The 19,146-nt window shown below is 71.8% G+C and carries 13 protein-coding genes and 1 pseudogene; 12 read left to right on the forward strand and 2 right to left on the reverse strand.

Translation table 11 applies throughout. From position 1 onward, the window contains the following. The first annotated feature begins 133 nt into the window (after window positions 1–133). Window positions 134–3,811 (forward strand): glycosyltransferase family 2 protein, encoded by a 3,678-nt coding sequence (locus KVT44_RS43290; RefSeq protein ID WP_217573438.1) that lies wholly within the window; start codon window positions 134–136, stop codon window positions 3,809–3,811. Continuing rightward, window positions 3,808–5,307 carry a DUF5719 family protein gene (locus KVT44_RS43295; RefSeq protein ID WP_217573440.1) on the forward strand — a complete coding sequence of 500 codons (1,500 nt, stop codon included), beginning with the start codon at window positions 3,808–3,810 and terminating at the stop codon, window positions 5,305–5,307. The genes KVT44_RS43290 and KVT44_RS43295 overlap by 4 nt, the downstream gene beginning before the upstream one ends. Before the next feature lie 81 nt (window positions 5,308–5,388). Here KVT44_RS43295 and KVT44_RS43300 read toward each other — a convergent pair whose 3' ends face one another. Continuing rightward, entirely contained in the window at window positions 5,389–5,838 is a 450-nt protein-coding gene (locus KVT44_RS43300; protein WP_079090353.1) for a metallopeptidase family protein, read from the reverse strand. 352 nt (window positions 5,839–6,190) lie between these two features. Between KVT44_RS43300 and KVT44_RS43305 the strand changes: the two genes are divergently transcribed. From KVT44_RS43305 to KVT44_RS43345, 9 genes and pseudogenes are all read left to right on the forward strand, one after another. Then, complete coding sequence (locus KVT44_RS43305; RefSeq protein WP_054229213.1) at window positions 6,191–6,565, forward strand: DUF3499 domain-containing protein; 375 nt, start codon at window positions 6,191–6,193, stop codon at window positions 6,563–6,565. Between the two features lie 413 nt (window positions 6,566–6,978). Beyond that, window positions 6,979–8,322 (forward strand): annotated as a pseudogene (locus tag KVT44_RS43310) (L-lactate permease); the annotation flags it as partial. A gap of 146 nt (window positions 8,323–8,468) precedes the next feature. Beyond that, window positions 8,469–9,830, forward strand: a complete 1,362-nt coding sequence (locus tag KVT44_RS43315; RefSeq protein ID WP_190171970.1) for a phosphomannomutase/phosphoglucomutase — start codon at window positions 8,469–8,471, stop codon at window positions 9,828–9,830. Window positions 9,831–10,283: 453 nt separating this feature from the next. Next, window positions 10,284–10,454: a Trm112 family protein gene (locus KVT44_RS43320; RefSeq protein ID WP_075027380.1), complete on the forward strand. Its 171-nt coding sequence runs from the start codon at window positions 10,284–10,286 to the stop codon at window positions 10,452–10,454. Window positions 10,455–10,534: 80 nt separating this feature from the next. Continuing rightward, complete coding sequence (locus KVT44_RS43325) at window positions 10,535–11,662, forward strand: SIS domain-containing protein (protein WP_190171972.1); 1,128 nt, start codon at window positions 10,535–10,537, stop codon at window positions 11,660–11,662. An 84-nt stretch (window positions 11,663–11,746) separates the two neighbouring features. Further along, window positions 11,747–12,898: a mannose-6-phosphate isomerase, class I gene (manA, locus tag KVT44_RS43330; protein WP_190171973.1), complete on the forward strand. Its 1,152-nt coding sequence runs from the start codon at window positions 11,747–11,749 to the stop codon at window positions 12,896–12,898. Between the two features lie 141 nt (window positions 12,899–13,039). Beyond that, window positions 13,040–14,020, forward strand: coding sequence for a cation diffusion facilitator family transporter (locus tag KVT44_RS43335; RefSeq protein WP_099922336.1), 981 nt, complete (start codon window positions 13,040–13,042; stop codon window positions 14,018–14,020). Window positions 14,021–14,370: 350 nt separating this feature from the next. Further along, the gene (gene ahcY, locus KVT44_RS43340; RefSeq protein ID WP_217573442.1) at window positions 14,371–15,828 is read left to right on the forward strand and encodes an adenosylhomocysteinase; all 1,458 of its coding nucleotides are present in this window, start codon (window positions 14,371–14,373) and stop codon (window positions 15,826–15,828) included. 99 nt (window positions 15,829–15,927) lie between these two features. Next, window positions 15,928–16,542, forward strand: coding sequence for a hypothetical protein (locus KVT44_RS43345; RefSeq protein ID WP_190171976.1), 615 nt, complete (start codon window positions 15,928–15,930; stop codon window positions 16,540–16,542). A gap of 28 nt (window positions 16,543–16,570) precedes the next feature. Here KVT44_RS43345 and KVT44_RS43350 read toward each other — a convergent pair whose 3' ends face one another. Beyond that, window positions 16,571–17,596 carry an RDD family protein gene (locus KVT44_RS43350; RefSeq protein WP_217573444.1) on the reverse strand — a complete coding sequence of 342 codons (1,026 nt, stop codon included), beginning with the start codon at window positions 17,594–17,596 and terminating at the stop codon, window positions 16,571–16,573. A gap of 119 nt (window positions 17,597–17,715) precedes the next feature. Here KVT44_RS43350 and KVT44_RS43355 point away from each other — a divergent pair, with 119 nt between their 5' ends. Then, entirely contained in the window at window positions 17,716–18,723 is a 1,008-nt protein-coding gene (locus KVT44_RS43355) for a stage II sporulation protein M (RefSeq protein WP_217573446.1), read from the forward strand. Window positions 18,724–19,146: the final 423 nt, after the last annotated feature.

The raw sequence follows: 19,146 nt of genomic DNA on the forward strand, positions 1-19,146 counted from the left end.
CAGGTGGGTTATCCACAGGCGGCGGGCCGCTGTGTTGCCCAGCCGTTAGTGTGGGCCCTCGTCCGAGACGTCCCGCTGTCCCCGCCGGACACAGGCGTCCACCGCAGTCCATCGAACCGGGGCCCGTACCTCGATGTCCGTGCACAGCCATTCGGCAGTCCCACACGACGCCGCCACACCTGAGTTTCCGCGCCACGTGGTGACCGCGGTCCTCGTCTCCCACGACGGCGCCCGCTGGCTGCCCGAAGCGCTCGCCGGGCTGCTCGGCCAGGAGCGCCCGGTGCAGAACGCCGTGGCGGCCGACACCGGCAGCGCGGACGACTCCGCCCAGCTGCTGACCGACGCACTCGGCGCCGACCGGGTGCTGCACCTCGCCCGGCGCACCGGCTTCGGCCAGGCCGTCGAGGAGGCCATCCGCGGTGCCGGCGTGCTCACCCCGGACGACCTGCCCTATCTGAAGCGCCCCAGCGGCTGGGACCCGGTCACCCGGACCTGGCGCGACGACGCCTACGACATGCCGGAGCTCCCGCACGGCGAGCCCGAGCAGTGGCTCTGGCTGCTGCACGACGACAGCGCCCCCGAGCCAGACGCCCTGGCCCAGATGCTCCGGGTCGTCGAGAGCGAGCAGGAGTTCGGCAGGGAAATCGCCGTGGTCGGCCCCAAGCTGCGCGGCTGGTACGACCGGCGAGCGCTCCTGGAGATCGGCGTCACCATCGCCAACTCCGGCCGTCGCTGGACGGGCCTGGACCGCCGCGAGCAGGACCAGGGCCAGCACGACCACGTCCACCCCGTGCTCGCCGTGTCCACCGCCGGCATGCTGATCCGCCGCGACGTCTACGAGGAACTCGGCGGCTTCGACCGCCGACTGCCCCTGATGCGTGACGACGTCGACCTGTGCTGGCGCGCCCAGGCCGCCGGACACCGCGTCCTCGTCGCCCCCGAAGCGGTCGTCCGGCACGCCGAGGCCGCCTCCCGCGAGCGCCGCACCGTCGACTGCGTGGGCCGCACCGCCGCCTCCCCGCACAAGGTCGACAAGGCGGGTGCCGTCTACACCCTCCTCGTCAACGCCCGTACGGCACAGCTGCCCTGGATCCTGATCCGGCTCGTCCTCGGCACCCTGCTGCGCACCGTCGCCTACCTCGTGGGCAAGGTCCCCGGACAGGCCGTCGACGAGATCCGCGGCCTGCTGGGAACCCTGCTGCGCCCCGAGCGGATCCTCGCGGGCCGCCGCAGACGCGGTCGCCCCCAGGTCGACAAGGGCGAGCTGCGCGCCCTGTTCCCGCCGCCGGGCGCCACCGTGCGGGCCACGGTCGAGCAGGTCGCGGGCAACTTCATGGGCAGCGACGACCCCGACGCCACCACCGGCGCCGGACGGCACGGCGGCGCCGTCGAGTCCGGACCCGGCGGCGACGATGCCGACTTCCTGCAGATCGAGCAGTTCGCCCGGCTCAAGCGCATCGCCCGCAACCCGGGCCCGATGCTCTTCCTGGTGCTGCTGTTCGTCTCCCTCCTGGCCTGCCGCGGCCTGCTCGGCAGCGGGTCGCTCGCGGGCGGCGCGCTGCTGCCCGCGCCCGCCGACGCCTCCGAGCTGTGGTCGCGCTACGTCGACGGCTGGCACCCGGTGGGCGCCGGCGGCACGGAGACCGCGCCGCCGTACCTCGCGCTCGTCGCCCTGCTGTCCTCCCTGCTCCTCGGCTCCACCGGGCTCGCGGTCACCGTGCTCCTGGTGGCCTCCGTCCCGCTGGCCGGCTTCGCCGCGTACTTCGCCTCGCGCCCCCTCGTCGAGTCGCGCCTGCTGCGCGCCTGGGCGTCCGTGGCGTACGCCTTCCTGCCCGCCGCCGCCGGCGCCCTCGCCGGCGGCCGCATCGGCACCGCCGTCATCGCGATCCTGCTGCCGCTCATCGCGCGCGCGGGCATCGCCGCCAGCGGGCTGGCCCACTCCTCCGGCGCGCGCGGCAGCTGGCGCGCCACCTGGGCGTACGCCCTCCTGCTGACGTTCACCACGGCGTTCACGCCGATCGTGTGGCCCATCGCGCTGGTCCTCGGAATCGCCCTCCTCGTAGTGCGCCGAAGGGAAATCACCGCCTACGGGCCGCGTTTCCTGGCCCAGCTCGGCACCCCGCTGCTGGTCCTCGCCCCCTGGTCGCTGACGCTGCTCCCGTTCGGCTTCTTCAAGGAAGCCGGGATGCCCTACGGCGCGAGCGCGGCCTCCGCGCTCGACCTGCTCGGCGCCAGCCCCGGCGGTCCCGGCACGGTCAGCGGACTGATGCTCATCGGCATCGTGCTGGCGGCACTGGCCGCCCTGATGCGCAGCGAGCGGCAGCGCGCGGTGTGGGCCGCCTGGGTCGTCGCCCTGGTGGCGCTCGTCTTCGCCGTGCTGTCCAACAAGTCGGCCTGGGCGGGACCCGCCACCCTCGTCTACGGCCTCGCACTGCTCGCCGCCGCCACGCTCGGCGCCGACGGGGCACGCGCGCGGGTGGCCGAGCAGAGCTTCGGCTGGCGCCAGCCGGTCGCCGCGCTCATCGCGTTCGCCTCGGCCGCCGGCCCGCTGCTGGTGGCCGCCGGATGGGTCCTCGGCGGCGCCGCCGGCCCCGTGGAGCGCCGCGACCCGGTGCAGGTGCCCGCGTTCGTCGCCGAGGAGAGCGGCACCCGCGACCAGGCCCGCACCCTCGTCCTCGACAGCGACTCAGGCGCCCGCGTCGGCTACACCCTCGTGCGCGGCTCCGGCGCCCGCATGGGCGACGGCGAACTCGCGGCCGAGGGCGGCGAGAACAAGAAGCTCGACAAGGTCGTCGCCAACCTCGTCGCGGGCTCCGGCGCCGACCAGGCCAACCAGCTCGGCGGCTTCGCCGTGCGCTACGTCCTGGTCCGCAAGGGCGCGCCCCGCGAGATGAGCCGCGTCCTGGACGCCACCCCGGGCCTGACCCGGCTCAGCCAGCAGGACGGCAGCGCCCTGTGGCGCCTGGACAGCCAGGTCTCGCGTGCCTCGATCGTCCCCAAGTCCGGCGAGGCCCTGTCCATCGCCGCCGGGCCGGTCGAACTGCACACCACCATCCCCTCCGGGGGAGAGGGCCGCGTGCTGCGCCTCGCCGACACGGCCGACGCGGGCTGGACGGCGACCCTGGACGGAAAGCCGCTCACCCGCACCACCGTCGACGGCTGGGCGCAGGGCTTCGAACTGCCCGCGAGCGGCGGCAGGCTGGACGTCACCTTCGACGCCCCGATGAGCCACACCGGCTGGCTGTGGGCCCAGGGCGCGCTCGCCGTCGTCCTGGTGGTCCTCGCCCTGCCCGGGCGGCGCCGTGACGTCGACGACGACCTCCCCGACGAGCCGGTCGTCCCCGCCCAGGACGTCACGGGCGAGGGCCGCCGCGCCCGCCGCCTGCGCGCCCAGGCCGAGGCCGAGGCGGAGCAGTCCGACCAGGCCGTCCAGGAAGAGGGCGCGCTTCCTCCTCCGGAGGAGGAGGCCGAGCGGACGCCCGCATCGGTCCCGCAGCAGCAGGCGTACGACGAGTGGGACGCATCGACCTACGCGGGCGCCGAGTACGGCACCTACGGCGGCGAGCAGTACCAGGGCCAGCAGCAGTACCCGGCGGGCACCTACGAGCAGCAGCCGTACCAGGCGGACCCCTACCAGACAGGCCAGTACGACCCGTACGCCTACGGGGGCACGGCACCGTACGACCCGATGCAGACGTACCAGGGCTACGACGGGACCGGCCAGGGCTACGACGCCGCCTACGACCCGAACACGCCCCCGCAGCCGCCGCACGGCACCGACAGTGAGCGCCCCGACGGGAGCCAGCAGTGAACCGCACCACCCTGTCCCTGATCGCCGGCGCGACCGCGCTCGCCGCCGTCACCGGATTCGCCTCGCTCAACGCGCCGGCCGCCTCCGGCGACAACACCGCCAAGGCGGCCACCCAGCAGCCCGTGGAGCGCACCAGCCTGCTCTGCCCGCAGCCCAGCACCTCCGAGATCGCGGAGACGGCGTACACGTCGTACACGCCCGTCACCCAGGGCGCCGCCGACGGCGGCAAGGCCGAACTGCAGGCCGCGGTCGTGGAGTCGGCGGACTCCGCGAGCGGCAAGAAGACGGGCAAGAAGACCGTGAAGCCCGCCCTGAAGCCGGCCGAGCCCGGCAAGCCGGCCACCGGTGACGGCTCCGGAGCCGAGCCGCCCGCCCTCGTCGGCACCGCCGAGGGCAAGTTCGCGCCCGGCTGGACCGTCCAGGAGACCACCGCGGTCGCCGCGGGCACCGGCCGCGGTCTGCTCGGCACCAACTGCACCGCTCCGGACACCGAGTTCTGGTTCCCGGGCGTCAGCACCGCCACCGGCCGCACCGACTATGTGCACTTGACCAACCCCGACGACTCGGCGGCCGTCGTCGACGTCGAGCTGTACGGCAAGGACGGCACCCTCAAGTCCACGGTGGGCGAGGGCATCACGGTCCAGCCGCACGCCAGCGAGCCGATCCTGCTGAGCACGCTCGCGAGCGGGCAGCAGACCGACCTCACCGTCCACGTGACCGTCCGCAGCGGCCGCGTCGGCGCCGCTGTCCAGGCCCTGGACGACAAGATCGGCGGGGACTGGCTGGCCGCCTCCAGAGACCCGGCGGGCAGCCTCGTCATGCCGGGCATCCCCAAGGACGCCACGGCCGTGCGGCTGGTCGCCTTCGCGCCCGGCGACCAGGACGCCGACCTGAAGGTCCGCCTCGCCTCGCCCTCGGGCCTGATCACGCCGGCCGGGAACGAGACGCTGCACGTGAAGGCCGGCATGACCGCGGCGGCCGACCTCGGTGACGTCACGCGCGGCGAGGCGGGCTCCCTGGTGCTCACCTCCACCGGAACCTCGGCGCCGGTCGTCGCGGCCCTGCAGGTGGTGCGCGGCAAGGGCAGCAAGCAGGAGATGGCGTTCATCCCGGCCACCAGCCCGGTCGGCGCGCGCGCGACGGTCGCCGACAACAGCTCCAAGGGGACCACGCTCGCCCTGTCCGCCCCCGGCCAGAGCGCCCAGGTCAAGGTCACCGCGTCCGCCGGCAGCGAGGGCGGTACGGCGGTGACGAAGACGTACACGATCAAGGGCGGTACGACCCAGGACGTCGACGCACCGGTCCCGGCCGGTCTCAAGGGGACGTACGCCCTGACGGTCGAGCCCGTCTCCGGAGGCCCCGTCTACGCCTCCAGGACCCTCGCCTCCACCCAGGAGGGCGTCCCCGGGTTCACGATCCAGACCCTCCCGGACGACCGCGGGACGGTGGCGGTGCCGGAGGCGGACCAGGATCTGTCGGTGCTGCTGAAGAAGTGATCCCGTAGGGGTGATCCGCCGGGTCCTCGAGGGGGACCCGGTGGCGCCGTGGCCGTGCTCCCGGTACTGCTCGGGCGGGCCTCAGTCCTCGCCGTAGCGCGGGTCCACCGTCTCCGGTGTCAGTCCCAGCAGCTCCGCGACCTGCTCCACGACGACCTCGTGCACCAGCGCCGCGCGCTCGTCGCGGCCCTTGGTGCGGATCTCGACCGGGCGACGGTAGACGACCACGCGCGCGGGATGGCCCTCGTGCGCCGGGATCGTGCCCCCCAGGGGCACCGCCTCGTCGCTCCAGCCCTCGCCGGAGCCGTCGAGGCGGGGCACTTCGAGGACCATGAAGTCGATGTCGGCGAGTTGGGGCCAGCGCCGCTCCAGCCGCTCCACGGAGTCCTGCACCAGGTCCGCGAAGACCTCGGCGCGGCTCGCGGCGAGCGGCACCTGGGGCGGCGCGACGGGGCCGCGCATGCCCCTTCCGTGGCGATCACGACGGCGGGGCCCGGGTGCGGCGGCGGTGGGCGGTACGGGGGTGTCCATCACTGACGAAGAGTAGTCCCCACGAGGTGCGCGTGCCCGGCCCCCACGCGGCTGCCCGCGGCCCGGGGCAGGAAGCCCGGCGCATGTTCCGGATGTCGCAGGATGACCATTCCAGCCAAGCTTGGGCTCGATTCCGTATCCCTCCGGGACCGTCGCTCACATGGCAATTGACGTGGTTTGCACCAAGTGGTGACCGGATTCAGGTCTGTTCGGCATCTCGTCGCGGGATGTCGCCCCAGGTCAGGACGGGTGGTCCGAAGGCTTGTGTGGGCGGACTCACAGCACGACACGGTGGGGTGACCTGGGGGAGAGTCGTCGCGGCCCGCTCAAGAGTGCGGTACCGTCCAACGTCGTGAGCCCTGTACGTCGCTGTTCGCGAACCGCTTGCGGCCGTCCCGCCGTCGCGACGCTGACGTACGTCTACGCCGACTCGACCGCGGTCCTCGGCCCGCTCGCCACCTACGCCGAGCCCCACTGCTACGACCTGTGCGCCGAGCACTCCGAGCGCCTCACCGCGCCGCGCGGCTGGGAGGTCGTCCGGCTCGCCGACGCCTCCGCTCCCTCCCGCCCCAGCGGTGACGATCTGGAAGCGCTCGCGAACGCGGTGCGCGAGGCGGCCAGGCCGCAGCAGCGCGCCGCCGAGGCCGGTGGCGGCGCCCGCTCGGCGGACCCGATGGAGGTCGCGCGCCGCGGCCACCTACGGGTGCTGCGCTCGCCGGACAACTGAGCGTCCGCCCCCTCCGTATCCAGGGTCGCCCCCGAGCTTCCTCTCTCGGCTCCACCGAGTCGTGCACGCCCGTTGACGAGGGCTTGTCGCGGACGCGGCGATTTCCTCACCCGTGAGAAAACGCTTTCCGCATCGCGGAAACCCCCGCGCGGTGGAATCCCGGGAGGCGCCCGTCTCCGTCCAGGAACTGGAACCCGTGGCCGACTACTCGCTCGGCCTCTCCACCCCAGGGCCTGTCCGGCGGATCATGCCGCAGACGCGGGGCTTGGCACGCCCTGCCCCAAGCTGCTTCGAGCAGGGGGGACCCCCATCGCGTCGACGCCCTCCTCCGCCTTGCAGCCGCACGCACCAAGCCCCACTCACCAGTGCCGGTAAGGCACCGTCGCTTCCCTCCGACCTGATCCGCCGGACAGGCCCTAGTCGCGCCCCTGCCCCTCGTGATCGTCCTCGTCCTGCTCGCCGGTGTCCGCATGAAGGCGCACCGGGCCGGGCTCATCGGCCTCCTGGCCGCCTCGCTGGTCGCCTGGCTCGCCTACCGCATGCCGGTCGGCCAGACACTCTCCAGCGCCGCCCACGGGGCCGTTTTCAGCCTCTTCCCCATCCTGTGGATCGTCGTCAACGTCCTGTGGGTGTACCGGATGACCGTCCGCGCCCGGCACTTCGACGTCCTGCGCCGCTCGTTCGGGCGGCTGTCCGACGATCCGCGCATCCAGGCACTCGTCGTCGCCTTCTGCTTCGGCGCGCTCCTGGAAGCCCTCGCGGGCTTCGGCGCGCCCGGCGCGATCTGCTCGGTGATGCTGGTCGCGCTCGGCTTCGACCCCGTGCGCGCGGCCGTGGTGGCGCTCGTCGCCAACACCGCGCCGGTCGCCTTCGGCGCGATGGGCACACCGGTCGTCACACTCGCCCAAGTCACCGGCCTGCCACTGGATTCCGTCGCCTTCGTAGTGGGCCGTCAGGCCCCGCTGCCGGCCCTCGTCGTGCCCCTTGCACTCGTCGGACTGGCCGACGGCCGGCGCGGGTTGCGCAAGACCTGGGTGCCCGCCCTGGTGTGCGGAGTCGCCTTCGCCGCCGCCCAGTTCGCCGCCTCGAACTACGTCTCCGCGCAACTCGCCGACATCGGCGCGCCCTTGGCGGGCGCCGCCGCCCTGGTCGCCGTACCGCACGCGCGCAGGCCCGCCGCCGAGCCCGTACGAGCCGCGGTCCTGACCGGCGTACGCAGGACGTCGTCACCCCCGAGGGCAAGCCGGTCGGGGGCAGTGTCCTCACGCTCCCGCTCGTGTCGACCGGCGGCACCCTCGTCCTGCTCGCCGGACTGTGCACGGCCGTCGTACTCGGGGTGCACGCGCGCGTGGCGGTCGAGGAATGGGCGGCGACGGTACGCGAGTTGAGGTTCGCGATCCTGACCGTGACGTCCATGCCGGCCCTCGCCTTCTTGTCACCCGTCTGGGCTGCTTCGGCGTGGCGGTGTCCGGCTCCGACACCTCGGCGAACGCCCTTTCGGCGCCCTCCAGGTCAGCGCGGCCCACGAGTCGGGGCCGTCTCCCGAACTGCTCGCCGCCGCCAACAGTTCGGGCGGAGTGCTCGGCAAGATGATCTCGCCGCGGAACCGGACCACCGCGTGCGCGGCGGTCGGGCTCGCGGGCCGTGAGGGCGACCTGCTGCGCAAAGTGCTCCCGTGGAGCGCCGGGCTGCTGTTGATCATGTGTCGGATCGTGCTGGGCCAGAGCTCACCGGTCCTCGACCGGATGCTGCCCTGACGGCCGGATCCGCCCCGTGCGTTACCCCCGGGTGACGGTTGGGGCTCTCAGATGACGGGTGAGCGTCCGATCGGCCCCTTCACGGCGGGCTGTCAGCCGGTACGGGTAGTTTGGGGCGACCGAAGTGGACTTCTGGAAGGTTGGCCGTGACTGCTGATCTGTCGCAGCTCGTGAAGGCGTACGACGTACGCGGGGTGGTCCCGGACCAGTGGGACGAGTCGATGGCCGAGCTGTTCGGGGCGGCCTTCGTCCAGGTGACCGGAGCGGACGCCATCGTGATCGGGCACGACATGCGGCCCTCGTCGCCCGGCCTGTCGCGCGCCTTCGCCCGCGGGGCGTCGGCACGCGGTGTCGACGTGACCGAAATCGGCCTGTGCTCCACCGACCAGCTGTACTACGCGTCCGGTGCGTTCAACCTGCCGGGCGCCATGTTCACGGCCTCGCACAACCCCGCCCAGTACAACGGCATCAAGATGTGCCGCGCGGGCGCCGCCCCGGTCGGCCAGGACACCGGCCTGGCCGAGATCCGCGAACTCGTCGAGTCCTGGCTCGACTCGGGCCTCCCGGCTTCCGACGCGACGTCGGGAACGATCACGCAGCGTGACACGTTGGAGGACTACTCGGCGTACCTCCGCTCGCTCGTCGACCTGACCGACATCCGCCCCCTGAAGGTCGTGGTCGACGCGGGCAACGGCATGGGCGGGCACACGGTGCCGACCGTCTTCGCGGGCCTCCCCCTCGACCTCGTACCCATGTACTTCGAACTGGACGGCACGTTCCCCAACCACGAGGCGAACCCGCTGGACCCGGCGAACATCGTGGACCTCCAGCAGCGCGTGCGCGAGGAGAGCGCCGACATCGGCATCGCCTTCGACGGCGACGCGGACCGCTGCTTCGTCGTCGACGAGAACGGCGACCCGGTCTCCCCGTCCGCGATCACCGCCCTGGTCGCCGCCCGCGAACTCGGCAAGCACGGCGGCGGCACGGTCATCCACAACCTCATCACCTCCTGGTCGGTGCCCGAGGTCGTCCGCGAGCACGGCGGCACCCCGGTCCGCACCCGCGTCGGCCACTCCTTCATCAAGGCCGAGATGGCCCGCTCCGGCGCGATCTTCGGCGGCGAGCACTCCGCGCACTACTACTTCCGCGACTTCTGGAACGCGGACACGGGCATGCTGGCCGCCCTGCACGTCCTCGCCGCCCTCGGCGGCCAGGACGGCCCGCTCTCCCAGCTCGTCGCCGAGTACGACCGCTACGTCGGCTCCGGCGAGATCAACTCCACGGTCGACGACCAGGCGGCCCGCCTCGCCGCGATCAAGGCCGCGTACGAGGGTCGCGAGGGTGTCACCATCGACGAGCTCGACGGTCTGACCGTCACCTTGGACGACTCGTGGTTCAACGTCCGCCCCTCCAACACGGAGCCCCTCCTCCGCCTGAACGCCGAGGCGAAGGACGAGCCGACGATGGCGAAGCTACGGGACGAGATCCTGCACATCATCAGGGGCTGACCCCCTCCCGGGGTGCTGTTTCCGTCCGGCGGTTGTTCGGCTGCGGGGTGGGTGGGGGCTGGTCGCGCAGTTCCTCGCGCCCCTAAAAGCCTCGGTCCGCACGGCGTTGCGAGGCCGGGGCCGGTACCGAAAACCAGACCCCACCCACCCCAGGCCCACCCCCTCAGCCGTCCCGAAGGCCGTACCCCGCCCACTCTGTCCATCCCACCCACCCCCAGGTCCACCCACCCCGGCCCGTATCACTCAGCCTGTCCGGCGTTTGAGGACGAGCCCTTCGGGCGATGCGGGGGTCCGGGGGCGGAGCCCCTGGCGGGGGTGAGGGGGCGGAGCCCCTGGGGATGGGTCGGGTAGGGGCGGCGGGGGCGAAATCACCACGTCCACACACCCCGGCACCCCACCCCCCACAGCGGTACGCTGACCAGGCCGCATCCACCCCGTTCGAAAGGACACCCCATGCCGCTCGAAGCCGGCCTCCTGGAGATCCTCGCCTGCCCGGCCTGCCACGCCCCGCTCAAGGAGCAGGAGAGCGAGTTGCTCTGCACGGGCCAGGACTGCGGCCTCGCCTACCCCGTCCGCGACGGCATCCCCGTACTCCTCGTCGACGAGGCCCGCCGCCCCGGGTAACACCCCCACCGGCGACACCCACCACACAGGCGAAAAAGGCGACAGAGGCAACACACCGGCGATCGGGAGGCTGCCGACCCATGCTCGACGAATCGCTGCTCGACGACCCAGAGGCGCTCGCCCGCGCCGACCGTCGCGAGCTGCTCCGGGGCGCCGCGGAGGCGGGCGCCCGTGTGCGTACCGCAGTGCGGCACGCCGCGGAAGCCGGAATCGCGGAACTGAAGCCGGACGGCCGCCCACGCGCCGTCCTGATCGCCGGCCCCGGCCTGGCCGCCACCGGCGTCGCCGAACTGCTCGGCACCCTCGCCGGAGCCAGCTGCCCCATCACCCGGCTCACCCCCACCGGCGTCGCCCCCGCGTCCGGCGCCCTCCGCTGGGAACTGCCCGGCTGGGCGGGCCCGGTGGACCTCCTGCTGATCGCCACTCCCGACGGCAGCGAACCAGGCCTCGAACTCCTGGTCGAGCAGGCGTACCGGCGCGGCTGCTCCGTCGTAGCGGTGGCCCCCGCCGGCACCCCGATCGTGGAGGAGGTGCAGGGCACGCACGGCCTGTTCGTACCGATGGCGACCGCCCCGTACGAGCCGACCGAACCCCTCGCTGCCTCCGCCCCCGGCGTCCTGTGGGCCCTGCTCACCCCGTTGCTCGCGCTGCTGGACCGCACCGGCCTGGTCTCCGCCCCGCCCGAGGCGCTGGAGAAGGTCGCCGACCGCCTCGACCGTGTCGCCGAACGCTGCGGCCCGGCCATCGCGCCCTACAGCAACCCGGCCAAGACGCTCGCCGCCGAGCTCGCAGAAGCACTCCCGGTGATCTGGACGGAAGGCACCTCCGCGGGCCCCGCGGGCCGCCGCTTCACCGCCGCGCTCGCGGAACTGGCCGGCCGCCCCGCCCTCACCGCGGAACTCCCCGAGGCGCTCGCCGCCCACAGCGTGCTGCTCTCGGGCGCACTCGCCGCCGGCGCCGACCCCGACGACTTCTTCCGCGACCGCGTGGCGGAGGCCCAGGCCCTGCACGTGCGCGTGGTGCTCCTGCGCGACCGCCCGTCCGGTGGCCTCACCGCCGCCCCGGCCGCTCGCGAGCTCGCCCTCAGCCACGACACCGCTCTCAGCGAGCTCGAACCGGAGGAGGGCCCCGAACTGGAGACCCTCGCGGAACTGATCGCCGTCACGGATTTCGCCGCCGTTTACCTGGCGCTCGCTTCAGGGGCCTGATCTTGTAGCCAGGCATCCCGGGTCGGCCTCGGCCGACCCGGGACTCTTGACCAGCGCAGCGCACGTACGGAGAGAACGACACACATGGACCGCCTCGACAACACCGTCCGCCCCTACGCCTGGGGCTCGACCACCGCCATCCCGCGGCTGCTCGGCGTCGAGCCGACCGGTGAACCGCAGGCGGAGATGTGGATGGGCGCCCACCCGGGCGCGCCCTCCCGCACGGCGCGCGGTCCCCTCGACGAGGTCATCGGCGAGGACCCCGAGAAGGAACTCGGCCGCGCGGCCGTCGCCAAGTTCGGCCCCCGCCTTCCGTTCCTGCTCAAGATCCTCGCCGCGGGCGCGCCCCTCTCCCTCCAGGTGCACCCCAACCTCGAACAGGCGAAGGAGGGGTACGAGGACGAGGAGCGCCGCGGCATCCCGATAACCGCCTCGCACCGCAACTACAAGGACGCCAACCACAAGCCCGAACTGATCTGCGCCCTCACCGAGTTCGACGGCCTGTGCGGCTTCCGCAGCCCCGACGAGACCGCCGAACTGCTCGCCGGCCTGGACGTCGACTCCCTCAAGCCGTACGTCGACCTCCTGCACGCCCACCCGGAGGACGCGGCGCTGCGCGAGGTCCTGACGGCGGTGCTGAGCGCGGACCCCGACGACATGGCCCACACGGTCACCGAGGCCGCGGCCGCCTGCGCCCGTCTCGGCGGCGCCTACGCCCCCTACGCCGACATCGCCCACCACTACCCGGGCGACCCCGGCGTGATCGCCGCGATGCTCCTCAACTACGTCCAGCTCCAGCCCGGCGAGGCGTTGTTCCTCGGCGCCGGCGTCCCGCACGCCTATCTGAACGGCCTCGGCGTCGAAATCATGGCCAACAGCGACAACGTCCTGCGCTGCGGCCTGACCCCCAAGCACGTCGACGTCCCCGAACTCCTGCGCGTCGTCCGCTTCGAGGCGAGCGACCCCGGCGTCCTGCGCCCGGAGGCGTCCCCCGACGGCGAGGAGGTCTACGCGACCCCCATCGACGAGTTCCGCCTCTCCCGGTACGCCCTCGCGGAGGGCGCCGCCCCGCACGACCTCACGCGTGACACCCCGCAGATCCTGCTCTGCACGTCGGGTTCCGTACACGCCGACGGCATCACGCTCGCCCCCGGCGAGTCGGTCTTCGTACCGGCGGGCAAAAAGGCAGAGGTGTCCGGGTCCGGCACGATCTTCCGTGCGACAGTGGTGGCCTGACGAGGCGACTGTGGCGGCCAGACGTACCGCCGTCGGACCGGGCTGCAACAATGGCCCACCGCAAAGGGCGGGCAAAGCCCGGACCGGCGTACGAGCGTACGAACGGGGCCCGGACGGCGTACGAAGGGACAGCAGGAGCACATGAGCGCTTCAGGCGGCACCAGGGCGATCGTGGCGGCACTCGGCGCCAACCTCGCGATCGCGGCATCGAAGTTCGTGGCGTTCGCCTTCAGCGGCTCGTCCTCGATGCTCGCCGAGGGCGTCCACTCGCTCGCCGACTCCGGCAATCAGGCCCTGCTCCTGATCGGTGGCAAGAAGGCCCAGCGCGAGGCGACCCCCCAGCACCCCTTCGGCTACGGCCGCGAGCGCTACATCTACGCCTTCCTCGTCTCGATCGTCCTGTTCTCGGTCGGCGGCATGTTCGCCGTCTACGAGGGCTACGAGAAGATCAAGCACCCGCACCAGATCGAGCACTGGTACTGGCCGGTGGGCGTCCTGGTGTTCGCGATCATCGCCGAGGGCTTCTCCTTCCGTACGGCCATCAAGGAGTCCAACGAACTGCGGGGCACGCACTCCTGGTCGCAGTTCATCCGCCGCGCCAAGGCCCCCGAGCTGCCGGTCGTCCTCCTGGAGGACTTCGGCGCACTCATCGGTCTGGTCCTCGCCCTCGGCGGCGTCGGCCTCGCCCTGCTCACGGACGACGGCGTCTGGGACGGCATCGGCACGCTCTGCATCGGCATCCTGCTCATCCTGATCGCGCTGGTTCTCGCCGCCGAGACCAAGTCCCTCCTGCTGGGCGAGGCCGCGGGCGTCGAAGAGGTCAAGAAGATCGAGGCCTCCATCGTCGACGGCCACACGGTCACCGGCATCATCCACATGCGCACGCTCCACCTCGGCCCGGAGGAGCTGCTGGTCGCCGCGAAGATCGCCGTCCAGCACGACGACACGGCCGCCGAGGTCGCCACCGCGATCAACGCCGCCGAGTCCCGCATCCGCGCCGCCGTCCCGATCGCCCGCGTGATCTACCTGGAACCGGACATCTACAGCGAGGCGGAGGCCGCGAAGGGCCCGAACCCCGAAGCGACCCCCGGGGGCCCCGCCCAGACACCTTCCGAGCACTGAACCCACCGGCACTGACCCACCCCGCACTGACCCCCTGGACTCACCCGCCCGAAGACGAGCCGCACACCTTGTCCGGAACGACCGTTGGCCGGAGCCGGACTGGGGCGGCCCGGGGCGACCGGTGTAGCTTGGTGGCTGAGCCAGACGTCGCTGCTGATGGCGGTCGGGCGGTCCCACCGCGGACCGGCCGAGGGAGAGAGGGCCTCCGACGGACTGCGCTGCGCGCACTAGGCACACCTGTGCCCTGCTGCGGGGCACGTCCGTGCCCTGCTCGGGCATGCGTATGCCCCGCGCCGCGCAGACAGCCGTATCCACCTCGCCCCAATCCAGACCCCGAGGAGCAGCTCGCAATGACGACTGTCGACAACCGACAGGACTTCAAGGTCGCCGACCTCTCCCTGGCCGAGTTCGGCCGCAAGGAGATCACCCTCGCTGAGCACGAGATGCCCGGCCTGATGTCGATCCGCAAGGAGTACGCCGCCACGCAGCCCCTCGCGGGCGCCCGCGTCACCGGCTCCCTGCACATGACGGTGCAGACCGCCGTCCTCATCGAGACCCTCGTCGCCCTCGGCGCCGAGGTCCGCTGGGCCTCCTGCAACATCTTCTCCACCCAGGACCACGCCGCCGCCGCCATCGCGGTCGGCCCGAACGGCACGCCCGACAACCCGCAGGGCGTCCCGGTCTTCGCCTGGAAGGGCGAGACCCTGGAGGAGTACTGGTGGTGCACGGAGCAGGCTCTGACCTGGCCGAACACCCCCAGCGGCGGCCCGAACATGATCCTGGACGACGGCGGTGACGCCACCCTCCTCGTCCACAAGGGCGTCGAGTACGAGAAGGACGGCAAGGTCCCGTCCGTCGACACCGCCGAGTCCGAGGAGCACCGCTTCGTCCTCGAACTCCTGCACCGCACCATCACCGACGGCTCGCAGAAGTGGACCCAGCTCGCCTCGGAGATCCGCGGCGTGACCGAGGAGACCACGACCGGTGTCCACCGTCTCTACGAGATGCACCGCGACGGCACCCTCCTGTTCCCGGCGATCAACGTGAACGACGCCGTCACCAAGTCGAAGTTCGACAACAAGTACGGCTGCCGCCACTCCCTGATCGACGGCATCAACCGCGCCACCGACGTCCTCATCGGTGGCAAGACCGCAGTCGTCCTCGGCTACGGCGACGTGGGCAAGGGCTGCGCGGAGTCCCTGCGCGGCCAGGGCGCCCGGGTGATCATCACCGAGATCGACCCGATCTGCGCCCTGCAGGCGGCGATGGACGGCTACCAGGTCACGACCCTCGACGACGTCGTCGACAAGGGCGACATCTTCGTCACCACGACCGGCAACAAGGACATCATCATGGCCTCGGACATGGCCAAGATGAAGCACCAGGCGATCGTCGGCAACATCGGTCACTTCGACAACGAGATCGACATGGCCGGCCTCGCGAAGATCCCGGGCATCGTCAAGGACGAGGTCAAGCCGCAGGTTCACACCTGGAAGTTCCCCGACGGCAAGGTGATCATCGTCCTGTCCGAGGGCCGCCTGCTGAACCTGGGCAACGCCACCGGCCACCCCTCGTTCGTGATGTCCAACTCGTTCGCGGACCAGACCCTGGCCCAGATCGAGCTGTTCACCAAGCCCGACGAGTACCCGACCGACGTCTACGTGCTGCCCAAGCACCTCGACGAGAAGGTCGCCCGCCTCCACCTCGACGCCCTCGGCGTCAAGCTCACCACGCTCCGCCCGGAGCAGGCCGCGTACATCGGCGTAGAGGTCGAGGGCCCGTACAAGTCGGACCACTACCGCTACTGAGCACCCCGCCGAGCAGCGGTACCACGGCTCGGCGTACGGATGTCAGCAGGCCCCCGCCCCCCGTGGCGGGGGCCTGTCCCCGATGAGGACCTGAACGCCATGCCCCGCGGTCGATATTCGCTCCATGATCCGCACGATCACACCCCCCTCGCCGAAGAACACTTCCACTGCGCGCCCGGCCCCTCCGGCTGGCGCTACGTCTCGCAACTGACCACCCCCTCCGGCGACCATGCCGGCTCGGTCGACCTCGCCCTCGACGAGCTCGGCCGCCCCATCCGTCTCGAACTGCACGCCGCGAGCTGGCAGGTCCGTGGAGCCGCCCTCGACGGCGTGACCTGGGTCCGCACCGACCCCACCGGCACCGAGGCCACCGAAGGCAATGTCCGCGCCCACGCCTTCACCGGCACATCCCCCGCCTTCCTCGTCGCCACCGCCCGCCTCCTGCGCCTCACCCCCGATGCCTCCGCGACCCGCGTACGCCTCGTCGCCTTCACCGACCCGGTCCTCGCCCCGCGCACCGTCGACCAGTCCTGGGCCTTGATCTCGAGAGAAACACACGCCACTGACAACGGCCCCCTGACCGTGGACGAATACCAGGTCACAGCCCTGGACACGGGGGAGCAGCACTCCGTACACCTCGCGGGAGACGTGGTCCTGGCGGCGCCCGGCGTGGAACTCGAGCACCTCGAATCCCCGCCGTCGGTCTTCGCCTGACGACGCCGGGACACCGTTCGGGGCGGGTTCAGGCGGGCGGCGCGAACCCGGTCGACGGGCGTTCGACCGGCTCGTCCCGAGATGCCGCGGGCGGCGGAGCCTGCTGCGCCGACGCTGCCGGGCCCTCCGAGGCCGGGGACGCCGAGGGATAGAGGTCCCGCGCCGAAGCGGGCGAGGAGGCACCCGCCTGCGGATAGGCCTGCGGAGAGGAGTGCGCGCCTGGCTGCCCCAGGACGGGGCCGCCGCCCGCGCCGGGCATCCCGGCGACGAACCCGCCCGGGCCCCCGGGCACTGCCGGAGCGCTCCCGCCGCCGAAGGCCCGCCGAGCGTCCCGCGCCTGCCGTTCCTGCACCACGGCCGCCAGATAGGCGGCCGCCGGCACCCCCTGCGGCGCCGGAGCCCCCGTACGGGCGGCCAGATCGGACGCGAGCCGTTCCGCCATCGCCCCGCCGACCTGAGGGTCCAGCTGCCGCATCCGCGTCAGGTACTGACGAATGGCCAGCCACAGACCGTCCGGCACGGCCGACAGATCAAGTCCGGAGAACCGCCCCGCCAGCCAGGGCGGCGGCGGAGGAACGAAGGCCGTATGTCCGACGGGAATCCGTTCCCGCACGACGAGGGTCCCCGCGAACACGTCACCGAGCCGCCTCCCCCGAGCCGACACGAGCGAGGCGATGCACGCGATGATCCCGAACGTCATCAGAATCTCGACCACACCGATCGCACCACGCACCAACGCGTGCCGGAACCGGATCGGCCCTCCGTCGTCCCGCACCACCCGCAGCCCGAAGGCCAGCTTCCCCAGCGAGCGGCCGTGACTCAGCGTCTCCACCGCGATCGGGCCGCCCACCAGCAGCAGAACGAAACTCGCGATCGACACAGCGATCCGCGCCGCATCGTCCAAGGCCGCCGTCGCGGCCAGCAGGCCGATGGTGACGATCAAATAGGCGGTCATCGACACGGCCAGATCGAGCAGCACGGCCAGCGCCCGGCTCGGCAGTTTCGCGGGGCGCAGCTCCAGCGCCACCGCCTCGCCCGTCACTAGCTCACTCACACTCGCCGTCCTTCCCCTGACCTGCCCTGAGAACGGTCAGTCTGCCAAGCTGAGGGCGCATCGCGCCGCAGTACGACAAGCTGACACACAGTACGAGAGGACGAGGAGCAGCAGAACCGATGGACCTCGACGTCTTCGTGTCCGCCCACCGCGCCGAGTGGGACCGTCTCGACGCCCTGCTGCGCCGCCAACGCCGGCTCTCCGGAGCCGAGGCCGACGAACTCGTCGCCTTGTATCAACGTACGGCCACGCACCTCTCCCTGATCCAGTCCAGCGCGCCGGATCCGCAGCTCACCGGTCGTCTGAGCCAACTGGTGGCACGCGCGCGTGGTGCCGTGACAGGCAACCGCCGCGCCTCCTGGCGCGATGTCACCCGCTTCCTCACGCAGGGTTTCCCGGCGGCGGTATACCGCTCACGCCACTGGTGGGTCCCCACGGCGCTCCTGTCGACCCTGGTCGGCGTCGTCCTGGGGTGGTGGATAGGCACGCACCCCGAGGTCCAGTCCTCGATCGCGGCCCCCAGCCAGCTGCGCCAGCTCACACGCCCCGGCGGCGAGTACGAGACCTACTACTCGAGCCACCCGGCCGCGTCCTTCGCGGCCCAGGTCTGGACGAACAACGCCCAGGCCGCCGCGATGTGCCTGGTCCTGGGCATCTTCCTGGGGCTACCGGTTCTCTGGATCCTCTTCCAGAACATGCTCAACCTCGGCGTGGGCATAGGCCTGATGTCGTCGGCGGGCCGCCTCGACACCTTCCTGGGCCTGATCCTTCCGCACGGCCTCCTGGAACTGACCGCCGTCTTCGTAGCCGCGGGCACCGGTCTGCGACTGGGATGGACCCTGATAGACCCGGGCCCCCGCTCGCGCCGTACGGCACTCGCCGAAGAGGGCCGCGCCGCTCTCGGCATGGCGATCGGCCTGGCTCTGATCCTCTTCGTCTCGGGCGCCATCGAAGGCTTCGTCACCCCGTCCGGTCTCCCCACCTGGGCCCGCGTCGGCATAGGAATCGCCGCTGAACTGGCCTTCCTCACGTACGTCTATGTCCTGGGCGGTCGCGCGGTACGGGCCGGCGACACCGGTGACGTCGACGAGTCCGAGCGCAGCGCGACTCTTCCGACGGCCGCCTGATGTGCGTTCATCCCCGTTGACCTGCTAGTCTCCTCTTCGCCCCACAGGAGCCGTTGACACGGAGCCGATGGGGAGGTAGATTCGAACAGTTGCCTAGAGCTGGACAAGTCCAGACGGTGGCAGTTAGTATCTGCCAGCTTCTTGTGAATGCGATTCCCGAGAAGCACCTCCCGATTATTCAGGACTGAGTGGCCGGTAAGGCCGGTCAAAAACTTCTGATAAAGTCGGACTCGCCGAAAGAGAGCCGGAAGGCAATCGAATAGGCAAAGGCCCTCCAACGGCCACCGGAAATGAATTCTCGACCGGAAACGGAACGGAAAACGGATCTGGTAAGGTTGGAAACACAGAAGGGAAGCGCCCGGAGGAAAGCCCGAGAGGGTGAGTACAAAGGAAGCGTCCGTTCCTTGAGAACTCAACAGCGTG

Source organism: Streptomyces sp. GbtcB7 (genome assembly GCF_019091445.1).
Lineage (GTDB): Bacteria > Actinomycetota > Actinomycetes > Streptomycetales > Streptomycetaceae > Streptomyces > Streptomyces mirabilis.